At 72.0% G+C, this 20,493-nt stretch carries 18 protein-coding genes; 5 read left to right on the top strand and 13 right to left on the bottom strand.

The annotated features are described in order from the left end of the window. Window positions 1–30: 30 nt before the first annotated feature. The 5 genes from C6N31_RS46060 to dnaG form a co-directional block, all read right to left on the bottom strand. The gene (locus tag C6N31_RS46060; RefSeq protein WP_187144868.1) at window positions 31–354 is read right to left on the bottom strand and encodes an IS3 family transposase; all 324 of its coding nucleotides are present in this window, start codon (window positions 352–354) and stop codon (window positions 31–33) included. 174 nt (window positions 355–528) lie between these two features. After that, entirely contained in the window at window positions 529–816 is a 288-nt protein-coding gene (locus C6N31_RS09905; protein ID WP_187144869.1) for a transposase, read from the bottom strand. Between the two features lie 821 nt (window positions 817–1,637). Beyond that, window positions 1,638–2,390 (bottom strand): hypothetical protein, encoded by a 753-nt coding sequence (locus C6N31_RS09900; protein WP_187144870.1) that lies wholly within the window; start codon window positions 2,388–2,390, stop codon window positions 1,638–1,640. A gap of 393 nt (window positions 2,391–2,783) precedes the next feature. Beyond that, window positions 2,784–4,127, bottom strand: a complete 1,344-nt coding sequence (locus tag C6N31_RS09895; protein ID WP_381585351.1) for an RNA polymerase sigma factor — start codon at window positions 4,125–4,127, stop codon at window positions 2,784–2,786. Window positions 4,128–4,382: 255 nt separating this feature from the next. Continuing rightward, window positions 4,383–6,302, bottom strand: coding sequence for a DNA primase (gene dnaG / locus C6N31_RS09890; protein ID WP_138353244.1), 1,920 nt, complete (start codon window positions 6,300–6,302; stop codon window positions 4,383–4,385). A 120-nt stretch (window positions 6,303–6,422) separates the two neighbouring features. Between dnaG and C6N31_RS09885 the strand changes: the two genes are divergently transcribed. Beyond that, window positions 6,423–8,333 carry a glycoside hydrolase family 9 protein gene (locus tag C6N31_RS09885; RefSeq protein ID WP_198357398.1) on the top strand — a complete coding sequence of 637 codons (1,911 nt, stop codon included), beginning with the start codon at window positions 6,423–6,425 and terminating at the stop codon, window positions 8,331–8,333. Between the two features lie 59 nt (window positions 8,334–8,392). On the opposite strand, the gene C6N31_RS09880 is transcribed toward C6N31_RS09885, so the two are convergent. The 5 genes from C6N31_RS09880 to C6N31_RS09860 all read right to left on the bottom strand — a co-directional run bounded on the left by C6N31_RS09880 (window position 8,393) and on the right by C6N31_RS09860 (window position 13,236). Beyond that, window positions 8,393–8,833: a GNAT family N-acetyltransferase gene (locus tag C6N31_RS09880; protein WP_138353242.1), complete on the bottom strand. Its 441-nt coding sequence runs from the start codon at window positions 8,831–8,833 to the stop codon at window positions 8,393–8,395. Window positions 8,834–8,868: 35 nt separating this feature from the next. Continuing rightward, window positions 8,869–10,131 (bottom strand): NAD(P)/FAD-dependent oxidoreductase, encoded by a 1,263-nt coding sequence (locus tag C6N31_RS09875; RefSeq protein ID WP_138353241.1) that lies wholly within the window; start codon window positions 10,129–10,131, stop codon window positions 8,869–8,871. A 244-nt stretch (window positions 10,132–10,375) separates the two neighbouring features. Further along, window positions 10,376–11,710, bottom strand: a complete 1,335-nt coding sequence (locus tag C6N31_RS09870; RefSeq protein ID WP_138353240.1) for a deoxyguanosinetriphosphate triphosphohydrolase — start codon at window positions 11,708–11,710, stop codon at window positions 10,376–10,378. Between the two features lie 68 nt (window positions 11,711–11,778). Then, entirely contained in the window at window positions 11,779–12,705 is a 927-nt protein-coding gene (locus C6N31_RS09865; RefSeq protein WP_164607213.1) for a sirohydrochlorin chelatase, read from the bottom strand. Window positions 12,706–12,771: 66 nt separating this feature from the next. Then, window positions 12,772–13,236 carry a gamma-glutamylcyclotransferase family protein gene (locus C6N31_RS09860; RefSeq protein ID WP_138353238.1) on the bottom strand — a complete coding sequence of 155 codons (465 nt, stop codon included), beginning with the start codon at window positions 13,234–13,236 and terminating at the stop codon, window positions 12,772–12,774. Window positions 13,237–13,365: 129 nt separating this feature from the next. Between C6N31_RS09860 and C6N31_RS09855 the strand changes: the two genes are divergently transcribed. From C6N31_RS09855 to C6N31_RS09845, 3 genes are all read left to right on the top strand, one after another. Beyond that, window positions 13,366–14,085, top strand: coding sequence for a SanA/YdcF family protein (locus C6N31_RS09855; RefSeq protein WP_198357397.1), 720 nt, complete (start codon window positions 13,366–13,368; stop codon window positions 14,083–14,085). Between the two features lie 112 nt (window positions 14,086–14,197). After that, the gene (locus C6N31_RS09850; RefSeq protein WP_138353236.1) at window positions 14,198–16,294 is read left to right on the top strand and encodes a molybdopterin oxidoreductase family protein; all 2,097 of its coding nucleotides are present in this window, start codon (window positions 14,198–14,200) and stop codon (window positions 16,292–16,294) included. A 44-nt stretch (window positions 16,295–16,338) separates the two neighbouring features. After that, window positions 16,339–16,836, top strand: coding sequence for an OsmC family protein (locus C6N31_RS09845; RefSeq protein WP_138353235.1), 498 nt, complete (start codon window positions 16,339–16,341; stop codon window positions 16,834–16,836). Window positions 16,837–16,909: 73 nt separating this feature from the next. On the opposite strand, the gene C6N31_RS09840 is transcribed toward C6N31_RS09845, so the two are convergent. The 3 genes from C6N31_RS09840 to C6N31_RS09830 all read right to left on the bottom strand — a co-directional run bounded on the left by C6N31_RS09840 (window position 16,910) and on the right by C6N31_RS09830 (window position 18,919). Continuing rightward, window positions 16,910–17,815 (bottom strand): GlxA family transcriptional regulator, encoded by a 906-nt coding sequence (locus C6N31_RS09840; protein WP_138353234.1) that lies wholly within the window; start codon window positions 17,813–17,815, stop codon window positions 16,910–16,912. After that, window positions 17,812–18,396 carry a cysteine hydrolase family protein gene (locus C6N31_RS09835; RefSeq protein WP_138353233.1) on the bottom strand — a complete coding sequence of 195 codons (585 nt, stop codon included), beginning with the start codon at window positions 18,394–18,396 and terminating at the stop codon, window positions 17,812–17,814. The genes C6N31_RS09840 and C6N31_RS09835 overlap by 4 nt, the downstream gene beginning before the upstream one ends. Before the next feature lie 76 nt (window positions 18,397–18,472). Then, the gene (locus C6N31_RS09830) at window positions 18,473–18,919 is read right to left on the bottom strand and encodes a MarR family winged helix-turn-helix transcriptional regulator (protein ID WP_232484976.1); all 447 of its coding nucleotides are present in this window, start codon (window positions 18,917–18,919) and stop codon (window positions 18,473–18,475) included. 240 nt (window positions 18,920–19,159) lie between these two features. Here C6N31_RS09830 and C6N31_RS09825 point away from each other — a divergent pair, with 240 nt between their 5' ends. Then, window positions 19,160–20,491 (top strand): NAD(P)/FAD-dependent oxidoreductase, encoded by a 1,332-nt coding sequence (locus tag C6N31_RS09825; protein WP_187144871.1) that lies wholly within the window; start codon window positions 19,160–19,162, stop codon window positions 20,489–20,491. The last annotated feature ends 2 nt before the right edge of the window (window positions 20,492–20,493 follow it).

Genomic DNA, 20,493 nt, shown 5'->3' with positions numbered 1-20,493 from the left:
GTTGCGAAAGTGGATCTTGATCGGTGATGATCATGGTGTGGCACGTGGAGATCTGACGGATGCACGATGGGCAAGGCTGGAGCCGTTGCTGCCGGTAGGTGGCAAACCGGGGCGCGGTGCGGTGGAGTCCCGGCCGATCAGATCAGCGGCGGACAGCGCCCGCCTGGCCTGACGGGTCAGGCCGCATCGCCGCCGTCGGGTGATCGCGGTGATCGCGGTGATCCGAAGGACACGCATCAGCCGCTCGACCCGATTCCCGTTGACGATCCGGCCGGCCCGCCGCAGGGCCGCGTGAATCCGCGGAGCCCCGTATGCGCCGCGCGAACCCGCATGCAGCACCCGGATCTCACCCACCAGCAGCTCCTCGACCCCCTCCGGCACTGCCCGAGCTGACCGCGACGCCAGGTGCGCGTAGCAGGTGGAGCGGAGCACCCCCCAGCACTCGGCACAGAAACGCACCACTGCGACCTGCAAAATTGCCCTCACACGCCTTCTCCGCGTCAATGAAACGACACCGCGCGGCGATGTCTACCTCATCTTGTCCCGCGCGAAGAAGGGGGTCGCTTTTCCCAGGACCTCGATCGTGGCCCCCTGCTCGCGGACCTTCCGCCAAAGCCGGACCAGCTCCTCACGCCCTGCACTGGTCAGAGCCCCCGTCGGTCCTGCACCGCGGTCGGCCTTCGCCTGCTTCACCCACCCGCGCAACCCCTCCGGACTCACGCCCAGATCCCTGGCGACCTCGGTGACCGTCTTGTCCGACGACAACGCCAGAGCCACCGCGTCCCGCTTGAACTCGGCCGTATACCGCTTACTCATATTGCTCTTCGTTGTCACTACCTGTGACTGCATCCTCCGGGACCATCCGTCCCAGTATCAAGCTGTCCAGCTCACAGGGAGAACTCCAAACGCAACCCCTTCCTGTCGCCCATCAAGATCGGCACCGGCTGGGCCAGTTACACGATCGTCCACTGACCCGCCCTCACGCCTCCAGTGGCATCAGCGACGACTTGAGATGACTGCCATGAGGCTCCGCCCCGGTTTCGGGGCGGAGCCTCTACGCGTTGGAAGGGATATCCGCTGCGGGGAGGTTCAACCACCCGCTCCGAGCTGTCGCGACCCTCCCCGGGCTGCCCCGCTTCGTCCCCGTGGGGACTCGTTGGGGACACATTGGGGACGCAAGGACAGGAACAGACTGACAAAGGGACCAGAGCACGAGCACACGACACACAATCTGAGCTGGGAAAACATCCAGAATCTGCGCAGAAGAGCAAGGGCCGCCAAGATCCCTAAAGGACTCATAATCCGTCGGTCGTGGGTTCGAGTCCCACCCGCCCCACCCTGAGGTCTTGCCGGAGAACTGGCCAGCCGTACTCACGATGGAAACCAAGGCCCAGGGGACGCTCAGGGGACATGCGGGGCCCGTTCCGGGTCGTCGTCAGCTGCTCGCCGACGCCGACCGGGACGATGAGCCGCGGGAGCCGGCCGTCTGCCGTGAGGCTCTGACGCACCACGTGGTCGTTCCGGGGCGGCGCGGGCCCGGTCGGGCGCCCGGCTGCCGTCCGGCGTGGGTTCCGCGCCGGACGGTGACGCTGCCAGGGATGAGCGGGCTCGGGCCTGGCGGTGTCCGCATCCGCGGATCAGGCGGTGTGCGTCACCCAGATTGCGGCGTGGAACGGGCCGTTGGCGGTGAATGGGCCGGGGGGCGGCAGGGCCGCTTTTCCGACAACGATCCCCGAACAGCTGGACTGCGACGCCGTGGAGTTGAGTCCGCCCAGGGCGGGCAGATTCGTGAATGCGCCGGTCTTCATGTCGAAGGAGAAAGCGAAGGAGTTGGAGGCGAATACGTTGCCGACAATGAGGTCGCCTTTGATCGCGCTGACCTCGGTGACGCCGTTTCCGGGGCCGATGCTGATGACTGCGTGGGTGGCCAGGTTGAAAGTGGACGACAGGAGGCTGTCTCCGCCCACAGCGGTGTTCCCGCTGACCAGTTGGGAGATCATCAGGCTGCGCCCGAGGTCGGTGCGGGCGTGGGTGAGCAGGTTGTAGGCGTACCCGTGGAGGGCGGCGTTGCCGGCTGTTCGGGATTGGCCCACGACGGTGTGCCCGCTGACCGCACTGGCTGTGCTGAAGGTGCCGCCGAGGGTACCGAGGTCGGTCATGGTGCGGGCGTGCCGGTTGTAGGCGAACGCGTGGGTAGCGGCGTTGCCGGTGGTCTGGGACGTCCCGACGACCGTGTCGTCGTCGGCCGCGGCCGCGGAGCTGTTGGTGCCGCCCAGTGTGCCGAGGTCAGCGACGGTGTACTGGACAGCCGGCGTTCCTGGGTCCGCCGGCGCGGGGCCGGCCGCGAGGGCCTGTCCGGCACCGGCGGTGATCAGTGCGAATGTGCTCACCGACGCGAGCAGGCACGCACGTAATCGAGTCACTTTCATGTTGCCCCCCTGTAAGAAGGATTGAGAACGCGAAAATGCACGGAATTCGCTATTCCAGCCCCCAAGCGGTATCCAAAACATCGTGCATTGCGGCTCCGGCGCTAATTCTGCGCTGACTGAGCCCGTTTCCCCATCACTTTATACAGCTTTCTCTGCGGGCCACCGGACGGCCGTCGCCGTGGCTCGTACTTCCCTTGAGGTGGGCCGGCACCGGTGGCGCTCAGGTCATTGCGACGAGGCCGTCGGTGAGAGCCGGGAGGCCGATCCCGGCAAGCAGGCAATCAACTGCGACCCGGAAGGGACAAACCCTCCAGGGTGCAACCGCGCGGCCGCCCGCGAGGCTACGGAGCAGGTTCAGTCCAGGTAGCCGCGGAGCTGGTCCGCGAAGGCGTGGTCGCGGAGTTTGTTGAGGGTCTTGGACTCGATCTGGCGGATGCGTTCGCGGGTGACGCCGAAGATGCGGCCGATCTCCTCCAGCGTGCGGGGGCGGCCGTCGGCGAGGCCGTAGCGGAGCTGGACGACCTTGCGTTCGCGTTCGCCGAGGGTGGAGAGCACCGCTTCGAGGTGTTCGCGCAGCAGCAGGAAGGCGGCGGATTCGACGGGGGACGTGGCGTCGCCGTCCTCGATGAGGTCGCCGAGGGCGACGTCGTCCTCCTCGCCGACCGGGGCGTGCAGGGAGACCGGTTCCTGGGCCAGCCGCAGGACTTCGGTGACGCGCTCCTCGGAGAGTTCGAGGTGGGCGGCGACCTCCTCGGTGCTCGGCTCGTAGCCGTGTTCCTGCAGCAGGCGGCGCTGGACGCGCACGACGCGGTTGATGAGCTCGACGACGTGCACCGGGACCCGGATGGTGCGGGCCTGGTCGGCCAGGGCCCGGCTCATGGCCTGCCGGATCCACCAGGTCGCGTACGTCGAGAACTTGTAGCCCCGGGCGTAGTCGAACTTCTCGACGGCGCGGATCAGGCCGAGATTGCCCTCCTGGACGAGGTCGAGCATGGTCAGACCGCGTCCGACGTAGCGCTTGGCGACGGAGACGACGAGCCGCAGGTTGGCCTCGATCAGCCGCCGTTTCGCCATCCGGCCGTTGACCACCAGCCGGTCGAGGTCGACGGCGAGCTGGGAGTCCAGGTCAGGGAAGTTGTTCAGCTTCTCCTCGGCGAACAGGCCGGCCTCGACCCGGCGGGCCAGTTCGACCTCCTCGACGGCGGTGAGCAGCGGTATGCGGCCTATCTCGCGCAGGTACTGCCGGAAGAGGTCCGCGGACGGGCCCGCCGCCTCCTCGCGGGACCGGCGCTCCCGGTCGTCGGCCTCGTCGTCGGGGTCCCGGGCCTCGGGTTCCCTGGCTATGGAGCCGCGGGATTCCCGGGGCTCGCGGGGCTCCGGGGGCTCGGGGGGCGCGGCGGGCTCGGACGCGAGGACCTTCAGGAGCTCCGGCGGCTCGGGTGGCTCCGGGTCCGGGTCCGAGTCCGGGCCGTCCTGCACTTCCCGGCCGTCCTCGGTTTCCAGGACGTCCTCCGTTTCCAGGACGTCCTCCGCTTCCGGGTGGGTGGCGGCGTGGTTCTGCTCCGGTACCCGCTCCCGTTCCCTCGGCTCGGCCTCGGGTTCCGACAAGACCACCTCGGCCACGGTCGTCAGGGGGTGGGTCTGCACGGGAGCGACCTCCATGGTGAGCACAGTCACGGGCTCGGAGACGCGCGGCATTGGGACGGTCGCGGCCTGGCCGCTGTCCGTCCGGGAGTTCGCCGTATGCGGATCACCGGTCGCATCTCTGTTTGCAGAATCCGGTATTCCGCGCTCCGAGGACTCAGGCACCGCCCCCCAGTGTGGCGTACGGCACACCCCCGCCACGAGGGGCGTGCGCCGGGTTTTTCGGGCCAATGTCACGGGGTGCGTTCGATCGGTCACCGCACCGGACAGCGACCTGGGGCACCTCCCAGCAATAGCTGGAGGACGGCCCTACAGAGCCGCGGTGCCCTGTTCGCGCAGCCGCTGGCCGTACTGCTGCAGCGCCCACAACTCGCTCTGGACGGCGCTGAGATCATCCGCACCGGCGCGCGGGCCGAGCCGGGTCAGATTGGCGCGGACCTCGCTGATGCGGCGCTCGACGGCCTGCAGCCGGACGGCGACGAGCTGCATGCCCGCGTAGACCTCGTCGGGGGCCCGACGGGTGTGGGTGGCCTCGACAGCCAGCTCGGTGACGAGGATCCGGACGGTGTCGTCCGGGGCGACGTCCCGGACCCGGGCGAGGTAGCCGTCGTCCGCGTGCTCGGTACCGCCGGCTTCGGAGATGGCGTGCCGGACGGCGGCGTACGGCGGGGCGGTGAACTCGTCCTCGCCGTAGGCGTCGAAGGCCGGGGAGACCAGGTGCGGATGCTGGAGGGCGAGCTTGAGCAGCTCGCGCTCCACCCGGTGGGAGGGGCTGCGCAGATCCAGCCGCGGGCCGCGCGGCGGCTGGGGGCGGGTGACGCCCTGGCCCGAACCACTGGAGCTCTGGCCCTGGCCCTGCTGACGGTCGCGGCGCGGCTCCGGGCCGCGCTGGCCGCGGTCGCGGGCCCAGCGGGCGAGCTGGGAGACCCGGCGGACGACGAACTGCTCGTCCAGGATGCCGAGCTTGGAGGCGAGCGACACCGCGTACTCGTGCTGGATGGAGCTGTCCTTGATCCCGGCGACGATCGGTGCGGCTTCCTCCAGGGCGGCGGCGCGGCCCTCGGCGGTGTCGGTGTTGTGCCGGGCGACGGCGCTGTGGATGGCGAACTCGAAGAGCGGGGAGGAGTGCTCGACAAGGTTGCGCACGGCCGCGTCACCGTCGGCGAGCCGCAGCTCGCAGGGGTCCATACCGCCGGGGCTGATCGCGATGGAGGTGCGGGCGGCGAACTTCTGGTCGTCCTCGAAGGCGCGCAGCGCGGCCCGCTGGCCGGCCGCGTCCCCGTCGAAGGTGAAGACGACGTGCGAGCTGGAGTTGTCCATCAGCAGCCGGCGGAGGATCTTGATGTGGTCCTCGGCGAAGGCGGTGCCACACGTGGCGATGGCGGTGGTGACGCCCGCGAGATGGCAGGCCATGACGTCGGTGTACCCCTCGACGACGACGGCCTTGCCGGTCTTGGCGATCTCCTTCTTGGCGAGGTCGATGCCGTACAGCACATGCGACTTCTTGTAGAGCGGCGTCTCGGGGGTGTTCAGGTACTTGGGCCCGTTGTCGTCCTCGCGGAGCTTGCGGGCGCCGAAGCCGATCACGTCACCGGTGATGTCGCGGATCGGCCAGATCAGCCGGCCGCGGAAGCGGTCGATCGCCCCGCGGCGGCCCTCGCTGGCCAGCCCGGACGTGAGCAGTTCCTTGTCGGTGAAGCCCTTGCCGCGCAGGAAGCGGATGAGATGGTCCCAGCCGGCGGGCGCGTATCCGACGCCGAAGTGCTCCGCGGCGGCCTGGTCGAAGCCGCGCTCGGTGAGGAACTTGCGGCCGATCTCGGCCTCGGCGCTGCCGAGCTGCTCGACGAAGAACTGCGCGGCGATCTTGTGCGCCTCGATGAGCCGGATCTTCTCGCCCTGCTGGCGGCCGGGGTTGTACCCGCCCTCGTCGTACCGCAGCACGATGCCGGTCTTGGCGGCCAGCCGCTCGACGGCCTCGGAGAAGGAGAGGTGGTCGAGCTTCATGACGAAGTCGAGCGTGTCGCCGCCTTCTTGGCAGCCGAAGCAGTAGAAGAGCCCCTTCGAGGGACTTACCTGGAACGACGGGGACTTTTCATCATGAAAGGGGCAGAGCCCTTTCAGGTTCCCACCACCCGCGTTCTTGAGCTGCAGGTACTCCGAGATGACGGCGTCGATCGGGACCGCGTCCCGGACCGCCTTGACGTCCTCATCCTTGATCCTGCCTGCCACCCGTGAAGTCTAAGGCCCAGGTGTGACAGACCCTTGACCTCCGCCGCGGCCACCCACTAGCTTCCCCAATTGTTAAGAATGTTTACTAATGGCGCGCGGTACCGACGGAGAGGCGGGCGCATGCCCCACAAGCACAGTCGACGACGCGGACTCGGCCTGGCGGCAGGTGCGGCCACGGCCACTGCCGCTGTCGTCGCGGCCCTGCTGAGCGGCGGCGCGGGTTCCGCCGAGGCCGCCACCACCGGACAGGTCCGGGTCAACCAGGTCGGATACGACGGCAGCGGCGCCAAGGAGGCGTTCCTGCTGGCGAAGGGCGCCGTCTCGGGCGCCACCTGGAAGCTGCTCGACAGCACCGGCGCGACCGCCGCCACCGGCAAGACCGGCACGAGCCAGGGCAGCTGGAACACCGCCTACCCGGCCGTCTACCTGATCGACTTCAGCTCGGTGCAGGCTGCCGGCACCTACCACCTGGAGGTCAGCGGCGCGGCCACCGGCGCCTCGCCCACCTTCACCATCGGCAGCGCGAAGGCCGTCTACGGCAAGCCCGCCGCCGATGCCACCACCTTCTTCCAGGCCCAGCGCGACGGCCGCGACGTCATACCCGGGTCGCTGAAGCGCCAGCCGTCCCATCTCAACGACGCGCACGCCGCCGTCTACGACTGGCCCAAGTTCATCAGCGGCGACGGCGACACGATCTCCAAGGCGCCGGCCAAGCTCGGCGGCACCGTCGACGCCGAGGGCGGCTGGTTCGACGCGGGCGACTACCTGAAGTTCACCGAGACCACGACGTACGCCGCCGCCACGCTGCAGATCGCCGCCCGCGAGACCGGCGCCTCCCCCACCTCCGCGCTCGGCGCCGAGGCGCAGCACGGCCTGGACTGGCTCGACAAGATGTGGGACGGCGACACCAAGACCCTCTACATCCAGGTCGGCCTCGGCTCCGGAACCGACAGCGGCAGCGTCGTCGGCGACCACGACGTCTGGCGGCTGCCGCAGAAGGACGACTCCGACACCGCCAACGCGTTCCTGCGCAACCGCCCGGTGTTCCGGGCCGGCGCCCCCGGCTCGAAGCTCAGCCCCAACCAGGCCGGCCGGCTCGCCGCCGACTTCGCGCTCGGCGCGCAGCGCTACGCCGCCTCGGACCCCGCGAAGGCCAAGAGCTATCTGGCGGCCGCCGCGCAGGTCTACGCGCTGGCGGACACCAAGCCCGGCAAGCTCGTCACGACCGTCCCGTACGCGTACTACCCGGAGACCAGCTGGCAGGACGACCTGGCCTTCGGCGGCGCCGAGCTGGCGCTGGCCGCGCAGCAGCTGGGCGACTCCCGCGCCGCCGGCTGGCTCCAGCAGTCGGCCACCTGGGCGAAGGCGTACGGCACGACCGGCGACACGCTCAACATGTACGACACCAGCGCGCTCGCCTACACGGACCTGGCGCGCGCCATCAAGGCCGCCGGGAACCCGGCCGGGCTGCCGGTCTCGTACGACACCCTGGTCGCGAACCTCAAGGCGCAGATCGCCTCGGGGCAGGCCCGCGCCGCCAAGGACCCGTTCCACGCCGGCGCGGTCTACAACGACTTCGACGCCGACTCGCACACCCTGGGCCTCGCGGCCACCACCCGGCTCTACCGGGGGCTGACCGGCGACACCTCCGTCAACCGGTTCGCCGTCCAGCAGCTCGACTGGCTGCTCGGCGCCAACGCCTGGGGCACGTCCTTCATGGTCGGCTCGGGCACCACCTACCCCAAGTGCACCGCTGGGCAGCTCGGCAATCTCGCCGGGAGCCTGGACGGCAAGGCGCCGGTGGACACCGGTGCGATCGTCAACGGGCCCAACGGGACCGCGCAGTTCGCCGACGGGCTGGGCGACTACCTGGACGACATGCGCAAGTGCCAGCCCGGCGGCGCGGACCCGTTCGGGACCTTCACCGGGCGCGGAAGTCGCTATGTCGACGACGTCCGGTCCTGGCAGAGCTCCGAGCCCGCGCTCGACATGGACGCCTCCGGACTGCTGGCGTTCTACCTGTCGAGCTGATCCGGCCGGGCCGGCCGGCTGATCACGAGGACGTCCTCGTGATCAGCCGGCCCTCGTGATCAGCCGGCCGTCTTGATCATGAATATGAAGTGCGGTCCGCTCGGTTCGACGATGAACTCCTCGCCGGTCGCGGTGAACCCGAGGTGCTCGTAGAAGCCCTGGGCGGACGTACGGCCGTTGCACCACACCAGCTCGGCGCCGCGCACCGTGGCCTCGGCGAGGCCGGCCTGCAGCACGGCCGCGCCGTAGCCCTGGCCGCGCACCTCGGGGGCGCTGCCCATACCCCGGAAGCGGTAGGCGGCGGCGCCCTCGCCGGGCAGCGTGTCGGGGAAGAACGTGACGCACGCCTGGACCGCGCCCTCGTCGTCGTAGGCCGCGACGTGGAAGGTGGACTCGCGGGAGTCCTCCGGGTAGATCGCGGTCTCCCGGGGCAGGCCGGTGCGGAGCACCGCCCAGCGCAGCTCGAAGATCTCCTCGACGGGTACGACGGCCGTGCGCATGACGTGGTCCTCCGCTGGTCAGTCCGGTCCTTCGGTCATTCCAGGAAGGAGGCTAGCGGCACGGTGGGGTCGGACAGCCGGTCGGGGTCGACGGTGCGGCCCGAGCGGATCAGCTGCTGGATCGGGTCGGTGACGTCCCAGACGTTGACGTTCATCCCGGCCAGCACGCGTCCCCCGCTGAGCCAGAAGGCGATGAACTCCCGCTTGCCGACGTCTCCCCGGCACACCACCTGGTCGTAGCTGCCCGGCGCGGCATGGCCGGAGAACTCCATGCCCAGGTCGTACTGGTCGGAGAAGAAGTACGGCACCCGGTCGTAGCTGACGTCCCGGCCGAGCATGGCGCGGGCGGCGGCCGGGCCGCTGTTGAGGGCGTTGGCCCAGTGCTCGACACGCAGCCGGCCGCCGGAGAGCGGGTGCTCGATGTTGGCGACGTCGCCGGCCGCGTAGATGTCCGGGTCCGAGGTGCGCAGGGACGCGTCCACGGCGATACCGCCGCCCGCCGAGCGTTCGGCGAGGGTCAGCCCGGCGGCCTCGGCGAGCGCGGTGCGGGGGGCGGCACCGATCGCGGCCAGCACGTCGTGGGCGGGGTGCTCCTCGCCGTCGTCGGTGACGGCGGCCAGCACCATGCCGTCCTGGCCGGAGATCTCGGCGAGCTTCGCGCCGAAGTGGAAACGGACGCCGTGCTCGCGGTGCAGATCGGCGAAGACCCCGCCGAGCTCGGGGCCGAGCACCGAGTACAGCGGCGTGGGCTCGGGCTCCACGATGGTGACCTCGGCGCCGTAGCCACGCGCGGCGGCGGCGACCTCCAGGCCGATCCAGCCCGCGCCGGCGATGACGATATGGCCGTTCTCGCGGCCGAGCGAGGTCAGTACGTGCTTGAGGCGCTCCGCGTGCGAGAGCCGCCGCAGGTGGTGGACGCCGGCCAGTTCGGTACCGGGGATGTCCAGCCGGCGCGGCTCGGCGCCGGTGGCGAGCAGCAGCTTGTCGTACGGGAGGACGGTGCCGTCCCCGAGCCGTACGGTTTTGGCCGCGGGGTCGAGGTGCACGACCGGCTGGCCGAGGTGCAGCTCGATGTCGTGCTCCGCGTACCAGGCCGTCTGCTGGACGAAGACCGAGTCGCGTTCCGCGCTGCCGATCAGAAACCCCTTGGACAGGGGTGGCCGCTCGTACGGGTGCTCGCGCTCGTCGCCGATCAGGATCACCCGCCCGGTGAAGCCCTCCGACCGGAGGGTTTCCGCCGCCTTGGCGCCGGCGAGTCCCGCTCCGACGATGACGATGGTCTGGTCTGCGTCCACCACTGTGCGCCTCCCCAACAGATGCCGTACCTGCGAGCGTCCCTTACGTCACGCCTGGCGGGAAGAGCGCCGCGCCGAGTCGACAAAGCGCCCCTCGTATGCCTCGCGCGCCCGCACTACTTCGGACAGATGCGCGCGGGCCCGGTCGCGGGTGGCCGCGACGGGACCGGAAAGAGTACGTCCGCGGCTGGTCGGCCCGGCCCGGCGGCACGTCGCACCGCCCGGCCCCCACCGCCGCGTCACCGCCTCACAGCAGCCTGGCGGACCGGCCCGTCGTGAGCCGTGCGTGCAGGGCCGTGGCCGTCGCGTCGGTGAGCGACGCGATCTGGTCGACGACGGCGCGCAGCCGCGCACTGTCGTCCGCCGCCTCGTCGAAGATGCCGCGGAACTGCGGGTCCAGGCCCTCGGGGGCGCGCGCCAGCAGCGCTTCTGACAGCTCCGAGATGAGGATCCGCTGCTCGGCGCGGCGGCGCTCCTGCGAGGCGCGCTGCATGACGTACCGGTCGGCGACCGCCTTGAGGACTGCGCACTCCAGGCGCTGTTCGCGCGGCACGACCAGCTCGGCGCGGTACCGGGTGAGCCGCCCGGTGCCGTACGCCTCGCGGGTGGCGCGCTCGGCGGCCAGGCAGAACCGGCCGATGAGCTGCGAGGTGGCGTCCTTCAGCCGGGCCTGGGAGATGGCCGAGCCGTCGTAGCCGTGCGGCCACCACGCCTGCTCCAGGAGCCGGTCGAGGGCCTCGGCCAGCTCGTCGGGGGTGGCGTCGGCCGCGTACCGCTCCCCCGCGCAGTCGAAGATGTCGGCGCGCTCGGCGTCGGCGAGCAGCAGGTTCGGGTCGAGGTGGCCGGCGTGCAGGCCGTCCTCCACGTCGTGCACCGAGTACGCGACGTCGTCGGCCCAGTCCATGACCTGGGCCTCGAAGCACTGCCGGTCCGCCGGCGCACCGGCCCGCAGCCAGTCGAAGACCGGCAGATCGTCCTCGTAGGCCCCGAACTTGGGGCTGCCGGGGTTCGTGGGGTGGCCGCCGCGCGGCCACGGGTACTTCGTGGCGGCGTCCAGGGCGGCACGGGTGAGGTTCAGGCCGACGCTGACCATCGTGCCGTCGGCGTCCCGCATGAAGCGCTTCGGCTCGATCCGGGTCAGCAGCCGCAGCGACTGCGCGTTGCCCTCGAAGCCGCCGCACGCCTCGGCGACCTCGGCCAGCACCTGCTCGCCGTTGTGCCCGAAGGGCGGGTGGCCGAGGTCGTGCGCCAGGCACGCCGTCTCGATGAGGTCCGGGTCGCTGCCGAGCGCGGCGCCCAGCTCCCGCCCCACCTGCGCGCACTCCAACGAGTGCGTGAGGCGGGTGCGCGGGCTGGTGTTCATCAGGGCCGAGCCCGGGTCCACCACCTGGGTCTTGCCCGCCAGCCGGCGCAGCGCGGCCGAGTGCAGCACCCGCGCCCGGTCGCGCTGGAACGCCGTGCGGCCCGGCCGCTTGTCGGGCTCGGTCACATAGCGGTCGGTATCGGCGTCCCCGTACGGCCCGTACCGCTCGTACGGCCCGAGGTGCGCGGCCGCCGCGTCGGTCCGGTAGTTCGCTTCCATGCCTGTGACCGTAACGCTCCGGAGTGACAGACGCGCCGCCGCCACCGGTCCCGCGGTCCCGTACCGGGTTACGCGCTGGCGAGATGGCGCGGCGCGGCCCGGCCGGCGGCGGCCAGCGCCTGGTCGTAACGGTGCAGCACCAGGCGGGCCATGGCGCTGTGCGCGCCCAGCGGTGCCGCCGCGATCCAGGGCGCCCCTGCCGACGTCCGGGTGGCGAACCGACCGGGGGCGGTGAAGTACGAGGCGACCGCGACCCGGTGGCCGCGCGCGGTCAGCGCACCGACCGCCTCGTCGACGGACGGTCCCGCGCCGGAGGCGTAGGCGGGCAGGACGGGGGCGCCGCCGAGCCGGTGGCTGAGGAGTTCGGCGGTGCGGGCGGTGTCGGCGGGCCAGTCGGGGTCGTGGGAGCCGGCGGCCGCCAGCACCACACCCGCGCGCCGCAGGCCCTTGCGCCAGCCGGCCTCCGCGAGGCGCACGTGCAGCGTCTCGGCGAGCAGCGGATGCGGGCCGAGCGGCGCGGCGGTCAGCCCGCGCAGGTGCGGGGCGCGGGCCAGCGCCTGCGGTATGTCCTGCTTGACGTGGTAGCCGTGGCCGAGCAGCAGCGGCACGAGCACCACATCACCGCGCAGCGCGGCGAGTGTGTCGTCGAGCAGCGGCTCGTTCAGCTCGATGTGCCCGAGGTGGACGGGCAGGCCGGGGCGCAGCGCCCGGACCCGGTCGAGGAGCGCGCGCACGGTGCGCCGCGCCGCGGGGTCACGGCTGCCGTGCGCCACGGCGACCAGGGCCGGGCCGCGCGGGACCGCGGTGAGGGTGACGTGGGAGAGCTGGCTGCTGAGCTGTGCGGTGATCCGGTTCAGGAGCTGCGCCGTACTGTCGAAGCTGCCGGACAGGCCGGAGTTGTCGGGGCTGTCAGAGCTGCCGGGGCTGCCGGAGCCGTCGGCCGGGGCCAGGCCGAACTCCGGGTGCGGGTGCGGATGCGCTGTCGACGCCGTCATGGACCGAGCCTGAAGTGCGGAGGTTGCGCCCGCATTGCACAGTGATGACAAGTGTTTTCCTCGGTCTCACGAGCGTCGGTACGGCCTGTGAGACCGCTGGGTGCGGACCCAGTCGCCGCCCGGAATGATCCGCCCCGACGCCCGCAGGGTCCTGGCCGGCCCCTCCCCCGCGAGATACACCCAGGCGTCGCACCGCAGACCGTCGCAGATCACGCGCAGCGCCAGCCGCTCGTACAGATTCCCGCGCGCGCCCGGGACGTGGTCCTCCAGCCGGTCGAGGTCGGCGAGGACGGTGTCGTACTGGTCGGGCAGCACGTCCAGCAGCTCACCGTGCACGGTGTCGGTGACGGGTTCGGCGGCCGGGGCAGCGACCGCGTAGGGGTAGCCGGGCCCGGCGTACAGCAGCGCCCCGGGCAGTACGGCGGGTCTCGGCGGTGCGGTACGGCCCTCCACCAGCGGGTGGTTGGCCTGGCCGGGACGCAGCGTCCCGTAGACGAAGAAGGGCAGGCGGGACGGGGGCGGCGGGGTCAAGGCGGCGGTCCTCTCTTCGCTGGCGGCGCGGCTGCGTCCATCGTGCCCGGAACCGTACCGGCGCCGTACGCGTCGATCCGGACGACGGAGTTGACCGCACGACAGAGTCGCTCAGCGAGGGGACGCCGAATGAAGCCGGGCCGGATACGTGCCGCCGTGCCCGCCGTGCTGCGCAGGCTGCGCCCGCCGCGGACCCGGCGCGGCCGCCGGCTCCTCCTGCAGGCCGTGATGCCCTGCTGCGTCCTGGCGCTGCTGCCCACGACCTGGCTGCAGATCACGGCGGACGGACGGGTGCGGGCGGTCGCGGACGTACCGTCGGAGCCGGTGGCGGTGGTGTTCGGCGCGGGCCTGGCGGACGGGAAACCGACGCCGTATCTCGCACACCGGCTGGACGCGGGCGCCGAGCTGTACCGGACGCACAAGGTCCGGGCGATCCTGGTGACCGGCGACAACAGCCGCACCGACTACAACGAGCCGGGCGCGATGCTCGGCTATCTGCAGAAGCAGGGTGTGCCCGCGTCGAAGGTCGTGCTGGACTACGCGGGCTTCGACACCTGGGACTCGTGCAGCCGCGCCAAGCGGATCTTCGGTGTGGACCGGGCGATCCTCGTCAGCCAGGGCTTCCACATCCGGCGGGCGCTGGCGCTGTGCGACGCGGCGGGCGTCGAGGGGTACGGCGTCGGGGTCGACGAACCGCACGACGTGACGTGGTTCTACGGCGGCGGGCGCGAGCTCGTCGCGGCGACCAAGGCGGCGCTGGACATCGTGGTCGAGCCCGACCCGGTCTTCCTCGGACCCCGGGAGCCGGGCGTGACACGGGCCCTGGCCCCGGACCCGGCGGCACGCTGACGGACGTCCGCCCCGCCCTCACAGGGCGCCCGGCGGCGCGCTGAGGTGCGCGTACCGGCCGCGTAACCGCGTCGCGTACGGGGGCGAAACACGTACGGCGCAGGCTGGGCGGATGAGCCCGAGCACCATTGACACGCACTGTCCCTACTGCGCCCTGCAATGCGGCATGGGGCTCGCGGCGCTGCCGGCGGGCGGCGTCGAGGTCGTGGAACGGCCCGCGTTCCCGGTGAACCGGGGCGCGCTGTGCGGCAAGGGGCGCACCGCGCCCCAGGTGCTGGCGCGCGGCGCGCGGCTGACCGGGCCGCTGGTGCGCGGTGCCGGCGGCGCGCTGGAGCCGGCCGGCTGGGACGAGGCGCTCGACCGGGTCGCCGAGGGACTGCTGCGGACGCGGGCCGAGCACGGCCGCGACGCCGTCGGGGTCTTCGGCGGCGGCGGGCTGACCAACGAGAAGGCGTACGCGCTCGGCAAGTTCGCGCGGGTGGTGCTGCGCACCTCGCAGATCGACTACAACGGCCGGTTCTGCATGTCCTCGGCGGCCGCCGCCCACCAGCGGGCCTTCGGCCTGGACCGGGGGCTGCCGTTCCCGCTGGAGGACATCGCCCGCACCGGCTGCGTGATCCTCGTCGGCTCCAACCTCGCCGAGACGATGCCACCCGCGCTGCGGTACCTCACGGAGCTGCGCGAGCGGGGTGGCAAGCTGATCGTCGTCGATCCGCGCCGCACCCGTACCGCCGAGCACGCGGATCTGCATCTGCAGCCGCGGCCCGGCACCGATCTGGCGCTCGCGCTCGGGCTGCTGCACCTCGCCGTCGCCGAGGGACATCTGGACGAGCGGTTCATCGCGGAGCGCACGACCGGCTGGGCCGAGGCGCGGCCGGGCGTCATGGCGCACTGGCCGGAACTGGTGGAACGCATCACCGGGGTGCCGGTGCCGCAACTCCGGGAGGCCGTGCGGATGTTCTGCGCGACACCGGAGAGCATGGTGCTCACCGCGCGCGGCCCCGAGCAGCAGTCCAAGGGCACCGACACCGTCAGCGCCTGGATCAACCTGTGCCTCGCGACCGGCCGCGCGGGCCGGCCGCTCTCCGGCTACGGCTGCCTCACCGGGCAGGGCAACGGGCAGGGCGGGCGCGAGCACGGCCAGAAGGCCGACCAGCTCCCCGGCTACCGCAAGCTGGACGACCCGGGCGCACGGGCGCACGTGGCGGCGGTGTGGGGTGTCGACCCGGACGACCTGCCGGCGCCGGGGCGCAGCGCGTACGAACTGCTGGACACGCTCGGCGTGGAGGTGCACGCGCTGCTGCTGATGGGCTCCAACCCGGTCGTCTCCGCGCCGAACGCCGCGCACATCACCGAACGGATCGCCTCGCTCGGCTTCCTCGCGGTCTGCGACGTCGTCCTGTCGGAGACGGCCGAGCTGGCGGACGTCGTGCTGCCGGTCACCCAGTGGGCGGAGGAGACCGGCACGACCACCAACCTGGAAGGCAGGGTCATCCTGCGCCGCAAGGCGATCGACCCGCCGCCGGAGGTCCGTACCGACCTGGAGGTGCTGAACGGGCTCGCCGCCCGGCTCGGGTGGGAGAAGGGCTTCCCCACCGACCCCGAGGAGGTCTTCGACGAGCTGCGCCGCGCGTCGGCGGGCGGTCCGGCGGACTACTCGGGCATCACCTACCGGCGGATCGCGGAGGAGGACGGCGTCTTCTGGCCGTGCCCGCAAACGTCTTCGGACGCCGCGCACCCCGGAACGCCCCGCCTCTTCCTGGACCGTTTCGCGACGCCGGACGGCAGGGCCCGCTTCGTCCCGGTCCTGCACCGGCCCTCCGCGGAGGAGCCGTCGGCCGACTACCCGCTCCATCTGACGACCGGCCGCGTCCTGGCGCAGTACCAGTCCGGTGCCCAGACCCGCCGTGTCCCCGAACTCAACGCCGCCTCCCCCGGCCCCTTCGTGCAGCTCCATCCACAGCTCGCCGCGCGCCTGGGGGTCGCCGAGGGCGACGTCCTCGCGGTCACCAGCCGCCGGGGCCGCGCCGTCGCCCCCGCGCTCATCAGCTCCGCCATCCGCCCCGACACCGTCTTCATGCCGTTCCACTGGCCGGGCGAGGGCCGCGCCAACACCCTGACCAACCCGGCTCTCGACCCGACGTCCCGCATGCCGGAGTTCAAGGTGTGCGCGGTGCGGGTGGAGGCGGTGGGTCCCGCGACCGGCTGAACGTACTCTGGGCCCTGTCCGGCAGATCAACAGAAGGAGCCGCCGTGCCCACGCCCCACACCTATGACACGCAGGTCACCTGGACCGGCAACCTCGGTACCGGGACGAGCACTTACCGCGCCTACGACCGTTCCCACGAGGTCTCGGCCGCCGGCGTACCCACCATCCTCGGCAGCTCCGACCCGACCTTCCGCGGCGACGCCTCCCGCTGGAACCCCGAGCAGCTGCTCCTCGCCGCGCTGTCGCAGTGCCACATGCTCGCCTACCTGCACGTCTGCGCCGTCGGCGGCGTCACCGTCACCGCCTACACGGACAACGCGCACGGCACGATGGAAACCACCCCCGAGGGCGGCCACTTCACGGAAGCGGTCCTGCGCCCACAGGTCGAGGTCGCCTCCCAGGAGATGGCCGACAAGGCCGCCACCCTCCACGCCGACGCCCACCGCACCTGCTTCATCGCCGCCTCGGTCAACTTCCCGGTCCGCCACGAGCCGGTGATCACCGTCTCATCGCTCGCACCACGGGGCAACCGGTCCGCATGATCGATCCTCGATAGCGGCCGATGCGCCGCACGAACCACGTCGGACCACCTCACTCAACCGGGACCCGGCGCCGTCAGGCCCGGGCGCGCAGGCGGCGGAGCATGCGGGCGTCCTCGAAGCCGACGGCTCGGGCGGCGGATTCGATGGTGGAGCCGTGGGAGATGAGGTGTACGGCGCGCTCGACGCGGAGGACCTGCTGGTAGCGGAGCGGGGTGAGGCCGGTGGCTTCGCCGAAGCGGCGGGTGAGGGTGCGTTCGCTGACGCCGGAGGTGGCGGCGAGGTCGGCGAGGCCGAGGTGTTCGGTGAAACGGGCGTCGATGAGGTCCTGGACGCGGTGGACGGCGTCGCTGAGGTGGGCGCGGTGCCGGAGCATCGCGCTGGTCTGCTGTTCGTCGCCGTTGCGGCGGGCGTAGACGACCATGTTGCGGGCGATGCGGGCGGCGGCGCCCGGCCCGTGCCGGCCGGCGACGAGGTGCAGCGCGAGGTCGATGCCGCTGGCGATCCCGGCGGACGTGACGATCCGGTCGTCGACCACGTAGAGCACATCGCGCACGACGGTGGCCCGCGGGTGGCGGACGGCGAGTTCGTCCTGCACGTCGTGGTGGGTGGTGCAGCGGCGGCCGTCGAGGAGGCCGGCCCGGCCGAGGGCGTCGGCGCCCGCGCAGATGCTGGCGACGACGCCGCCCGCGGCGTGGTGGTCGCGCAGCCGCTGGAGCGTGGACTCCGCCACGTGCCCGTTCTGCCTCAGCGTGCGGGACCGCCAGCCCGGGACGATCGCCAGGTCGTCGGGGGTGAGGTCGGGCCAGCGGGTGGCCGCCCTGAGCGGTACGCCCTGGGCGGTCGGGATGTCTTCCTGCTCGCCGACGTAGGCGGTCTCGTAGTCGTAGCCGAAGTCGGCCGCGGTCGAGAACACCTGCGCCGGGCCCGCGAGATCCAGCAGGTGCAGGTGCGGGACGAGCAGGAAGACGACCCGGGTCACGATCCGGTCAGCTCCTTGACGGTGGTCACCCGGGCGAACCGGCCGGCGAGCGCGTACTCGGTGCGCGCGATGATGTCGTCGGTCTGCAGGGTGCGGGGGTCGGCGAGGATCTCCTCGACCGAGCGGCCGGCCGGCGCGTCCCAGTGCTCGCACGGGGTGGTGGCGGTCGCGTCGGTGACGAAGGTGACCTCGTAGCCGAGGTCGGAGGCGAGCCGGGTCGTCGTCTCGACGCACTGCTCGGTGCGGATGCCGCTGGTGATGACCTCGGTGACGCCGCGCGAGGTGAGGAGCTGCTGGAGGTTGGTGGTGGTGAAGGCGTTGTGCGCGGTCTTGGTGAGCACCGGCTCGCCGTCGAGCGGCTCCAGTCCCTCCATCAGGCGCACGTGACCGCTGGCCGGGTCGAAGACCCCGCCGGTGCCGGGCTCGCTGTGCAGCACCCAGACGACGAGGTCGCCCTCGTCGCGGGCGTGCGCCACGAGGCGGTTCACCTGGCCGACGATGCCGGGGTTGGACGAGGCCTGCCACAGCGGGCGCTGGAGGAAGGACTGCTGGACGTCGATGACGATCAGTGCTCGGTTCATGCCTCGATCCTGGCCCTCGGCGGAGTCCGCGGTACAGACACCATTGTGCCTGGATGCGGAACGATCCGGTCACCGATCACGCGTCGGCGGGCGGTCCGGCGGGCGGCAGGGCGAGGGTGCGCAGCGCGGCGAGCAGCGCTTCCTGGTCGGGCGCCGCGCCGAAGAACGCCGCGTCGGTCGCCTCGACCGTGGCGACCGCCTCGGTGGCCAGCTCGGCGCCCGCGGGCGTGATGCCGAGCCGCTTGGCCCGGGTGTCGCTCGGATCGGTCACGCGGGTGAGCAGGCCCTTGTCCTCCAGCCGGCGCAGCACCTGGGACGTCATCTTCACGTCCGTGCCGCTGTGCCGGGCCAGTTGGAGCTGGTTGGGCTGCTCGCCCTGGCTGTCGAGCCACCACAGCCCGGCCAGCAGGACGAACTGGGCGTGGGTGAGATCGAGCGGCGCCAGGGCCGCCGCGATGGCGCGCTGCCAGTGGAGGGAGGTGCGCCAGAACAGGAAACCGGGGCTGTCGTCGGGTGCGGCCATCATCCGACCGTACCCGTCCCCACCGGCCGTAAGCGGATTCGGGGGCATCAATCTTCGCAGAGATCATCTACGCGCAGTCTTTATTCCGGTTCGGGTGCGGCCCGGGTTCGGCTCTCGTGCGGCTCAGAGCCGCGCCGCCATCCGTCTCACACCCGCCGCCGTCCCGCGCTGAGGGCACCGTTCCCTCAGGGAAACGGACGCGATGCGGCCGGGTAACAGCCGCGCCGCAGGCTGACCGGCATGGACATCGAAGCGGGCACGGAGATCGTGGTGGTGGGCGGCGGGATGGCGGGTGCGCGCCTGGCGCAGCAGCTCGCGCCCGCCGCCCCCGGCGTCCGCGTGACGCTGTTCGGGGAGGAGGCGCACGCCCCGTACAACCGGGTGCTGCTCGCCGAGGTACTCGCCGGACGGTACGAGCCGGACGTCATCACGCTGCCGGACGCCGCCTGCACCGTACGGCGCGTGGTGCGGGTGGACCGCGCCGAGCGCCTCGTGATCTGCGACGACGGCTCCGCCACTCGCTACGACCGGCTGGTGCTGGCCACCGGCTCCAACCCGGTGCTCCCGCCGCTGCGCGGCCTGTTCGAGGCCGGGCGCGGTGAACTGCCGCTGGGCGTGCACGCCTTCCGCACCATGGACGACTGCCTGGCGCTGTCCGGGGCGCTGCACCCCGGCGTGCGGGCGGTCGTCGTCGGGGGCGGGCTGCTCGGGGTGTCCGCGGCGCGGGCGCTGGCGGCGCGCGGCGCCCATGTCGTCCTGCTCCAGCAGGGCGAGTACCTGATGGAGCGGCAGCTGGACGAGCAGTCCGGCAGGCTGCTGCGCACGCATCTGGAGTCGATGGGCATCGAGGTCCACACGGAGTGCCGGGTGCGGGGACTGCGGACCGCCCCGGACGGTACGCCGCAGGCCGTCCGCGCCGTCCGGTCCGTCGAACTCGCCGACGGCTACTGCCTCGGCACCGACCTGGTCGTTCTCGCCTGCGGTGTGCGGCCCCGCACCGGGCTGGCGCAGGCGGCGGGGCTCGAGGTCGACCGGGGCATCGTCGTGGACGACGAGCTGCGGACGTCCGACCCGTTCATCCACGCGATCGGCGACTGCTCGCAGCACGGCGGTGTCGTGTACGGCCTGGCGAACGCGGCCCGTGAACAGGCGGACGCGCTGGCGCTGCTGCTCACCGAGGCGGCGCGGGGGCCCGCCCCCGGCCGCCCCGCGGACCCACCGCGCTACACCGGCACCCGCGCCCTGACCCGGCTGACCCTCGGCGGCTCCCCCGCGCCCGCAGCCAACGCCTCAGAGCCCGCCCGTACCGGTGCCACCGGGATCGCCCCCTTCGACCTCGCCGCGTTCGGCGACCCGCTGCCGGTCCCCGGCGACGACGTACTGCGCCTCACGGACGCGACCCGCGGCGCCTACCGGAAGGTCGTCATCCGTGACGACCGGCTGGTCGGCGGGATCCTGCTCGGCGATCTCGCCGCGGTGGGCACGCTCGCCCGCACCTGGGAGGCCGACGAGCCGCTCCCGGCCTCATCCGCTCCGCTGCTCCACCTGCTCACCAACGACGGAGGTTCCTGACC

The organism is Streptomyces fildesensis (genome assembly GCF_016107395.1).
Lineage (GTDB): Bacteria > Actinomycetota > Actinomycetes > Streptomycetales > Streptomycetaceae > Actinacidiphila > Actinacidiphila fildesensis.
The sequence above is the reverse complement of the archived record's forward strand: the minus strand, read 5'-3'. Positions and strand labels throughout refer to the sequence as shown.

Coding starts and splice junctions, on each gene's coding strand:
- C6N31_RS09905 (WP_187144869.1), bottom strand. CDS start 816: ATGAGTAAGCGGTATACGGCCGAGTTCAAGCGGGACGCGGTGGCTCTG.
- C6N31_RS09880 (WP_138353242.1), bottom strand. CDS start 8,833: ATGCGCACGGCCGTCGTACCCGTCGAGGAGATCTTCGAGCTGCGCTGG.
- C6N31_RS09895 (WP_381585351.1), bottom strand. CDS start 4,127: ATGCCGCGCGTCTCCGAGCCCGTGACTGTGCTCACCATGGAGGTCGCT.
- C6N31_RS09835 (WP_138353233.1), bottom strand. CDS start 18,396: ATGAACCGAGCACTGATCGTCATCGACGTCCAGCAGTCCTTCCTCCAG.
- C6N31_RS09870 (WP_138353240.1), bottom strand. CDS start 11,710: ATGGAAGCGAACTACCGGACCGACGCGGCGGCCGCGCACCTCGGGCCG.
- C6N31_RS09825 (WP_187144871.1), top strand. CDS start 19,160: ATGGACATCGAAGCGGGCACGGAGATCGTGGTGGTGGGCGGCGGGATG.
- C6N31_RS09850 (WP_138353236.1), top strand. CDS start 14,198: ATGAGCCCGAGCACCATTGACACGCACTGTCCCTACTGCGCCCTGCAA.
- C6N31_RS09885 (WP_198357398.1), top strand. CDS start 6,423: ATGCCCCACAAGCACAGTCGACGACGCGGACTCGGCCTGGCGGCAGGT.
- C6N31_RS09830 (WP_232484976.1), bottom strand. CDS start 18,919: ATGGCCGCACCCGACGACAGCCCCGGTTTCCTGTTCTGGCGCACCTCC.
- C6N31_RS09865 (WP_164607213.1), bottom strand. CDS start 12,705: ATGACGGCGTCGACAGCGCATCCGCACCCGCACCCGGAGTTCGGCCTG.
- C6N31_RS09855 (WP_198357397.1), top strand. CDS start 13,366: ATGAAGCCGGGCCGGATACGTGCCGCCGTGCCCGCCGTGCTGCGCAGG.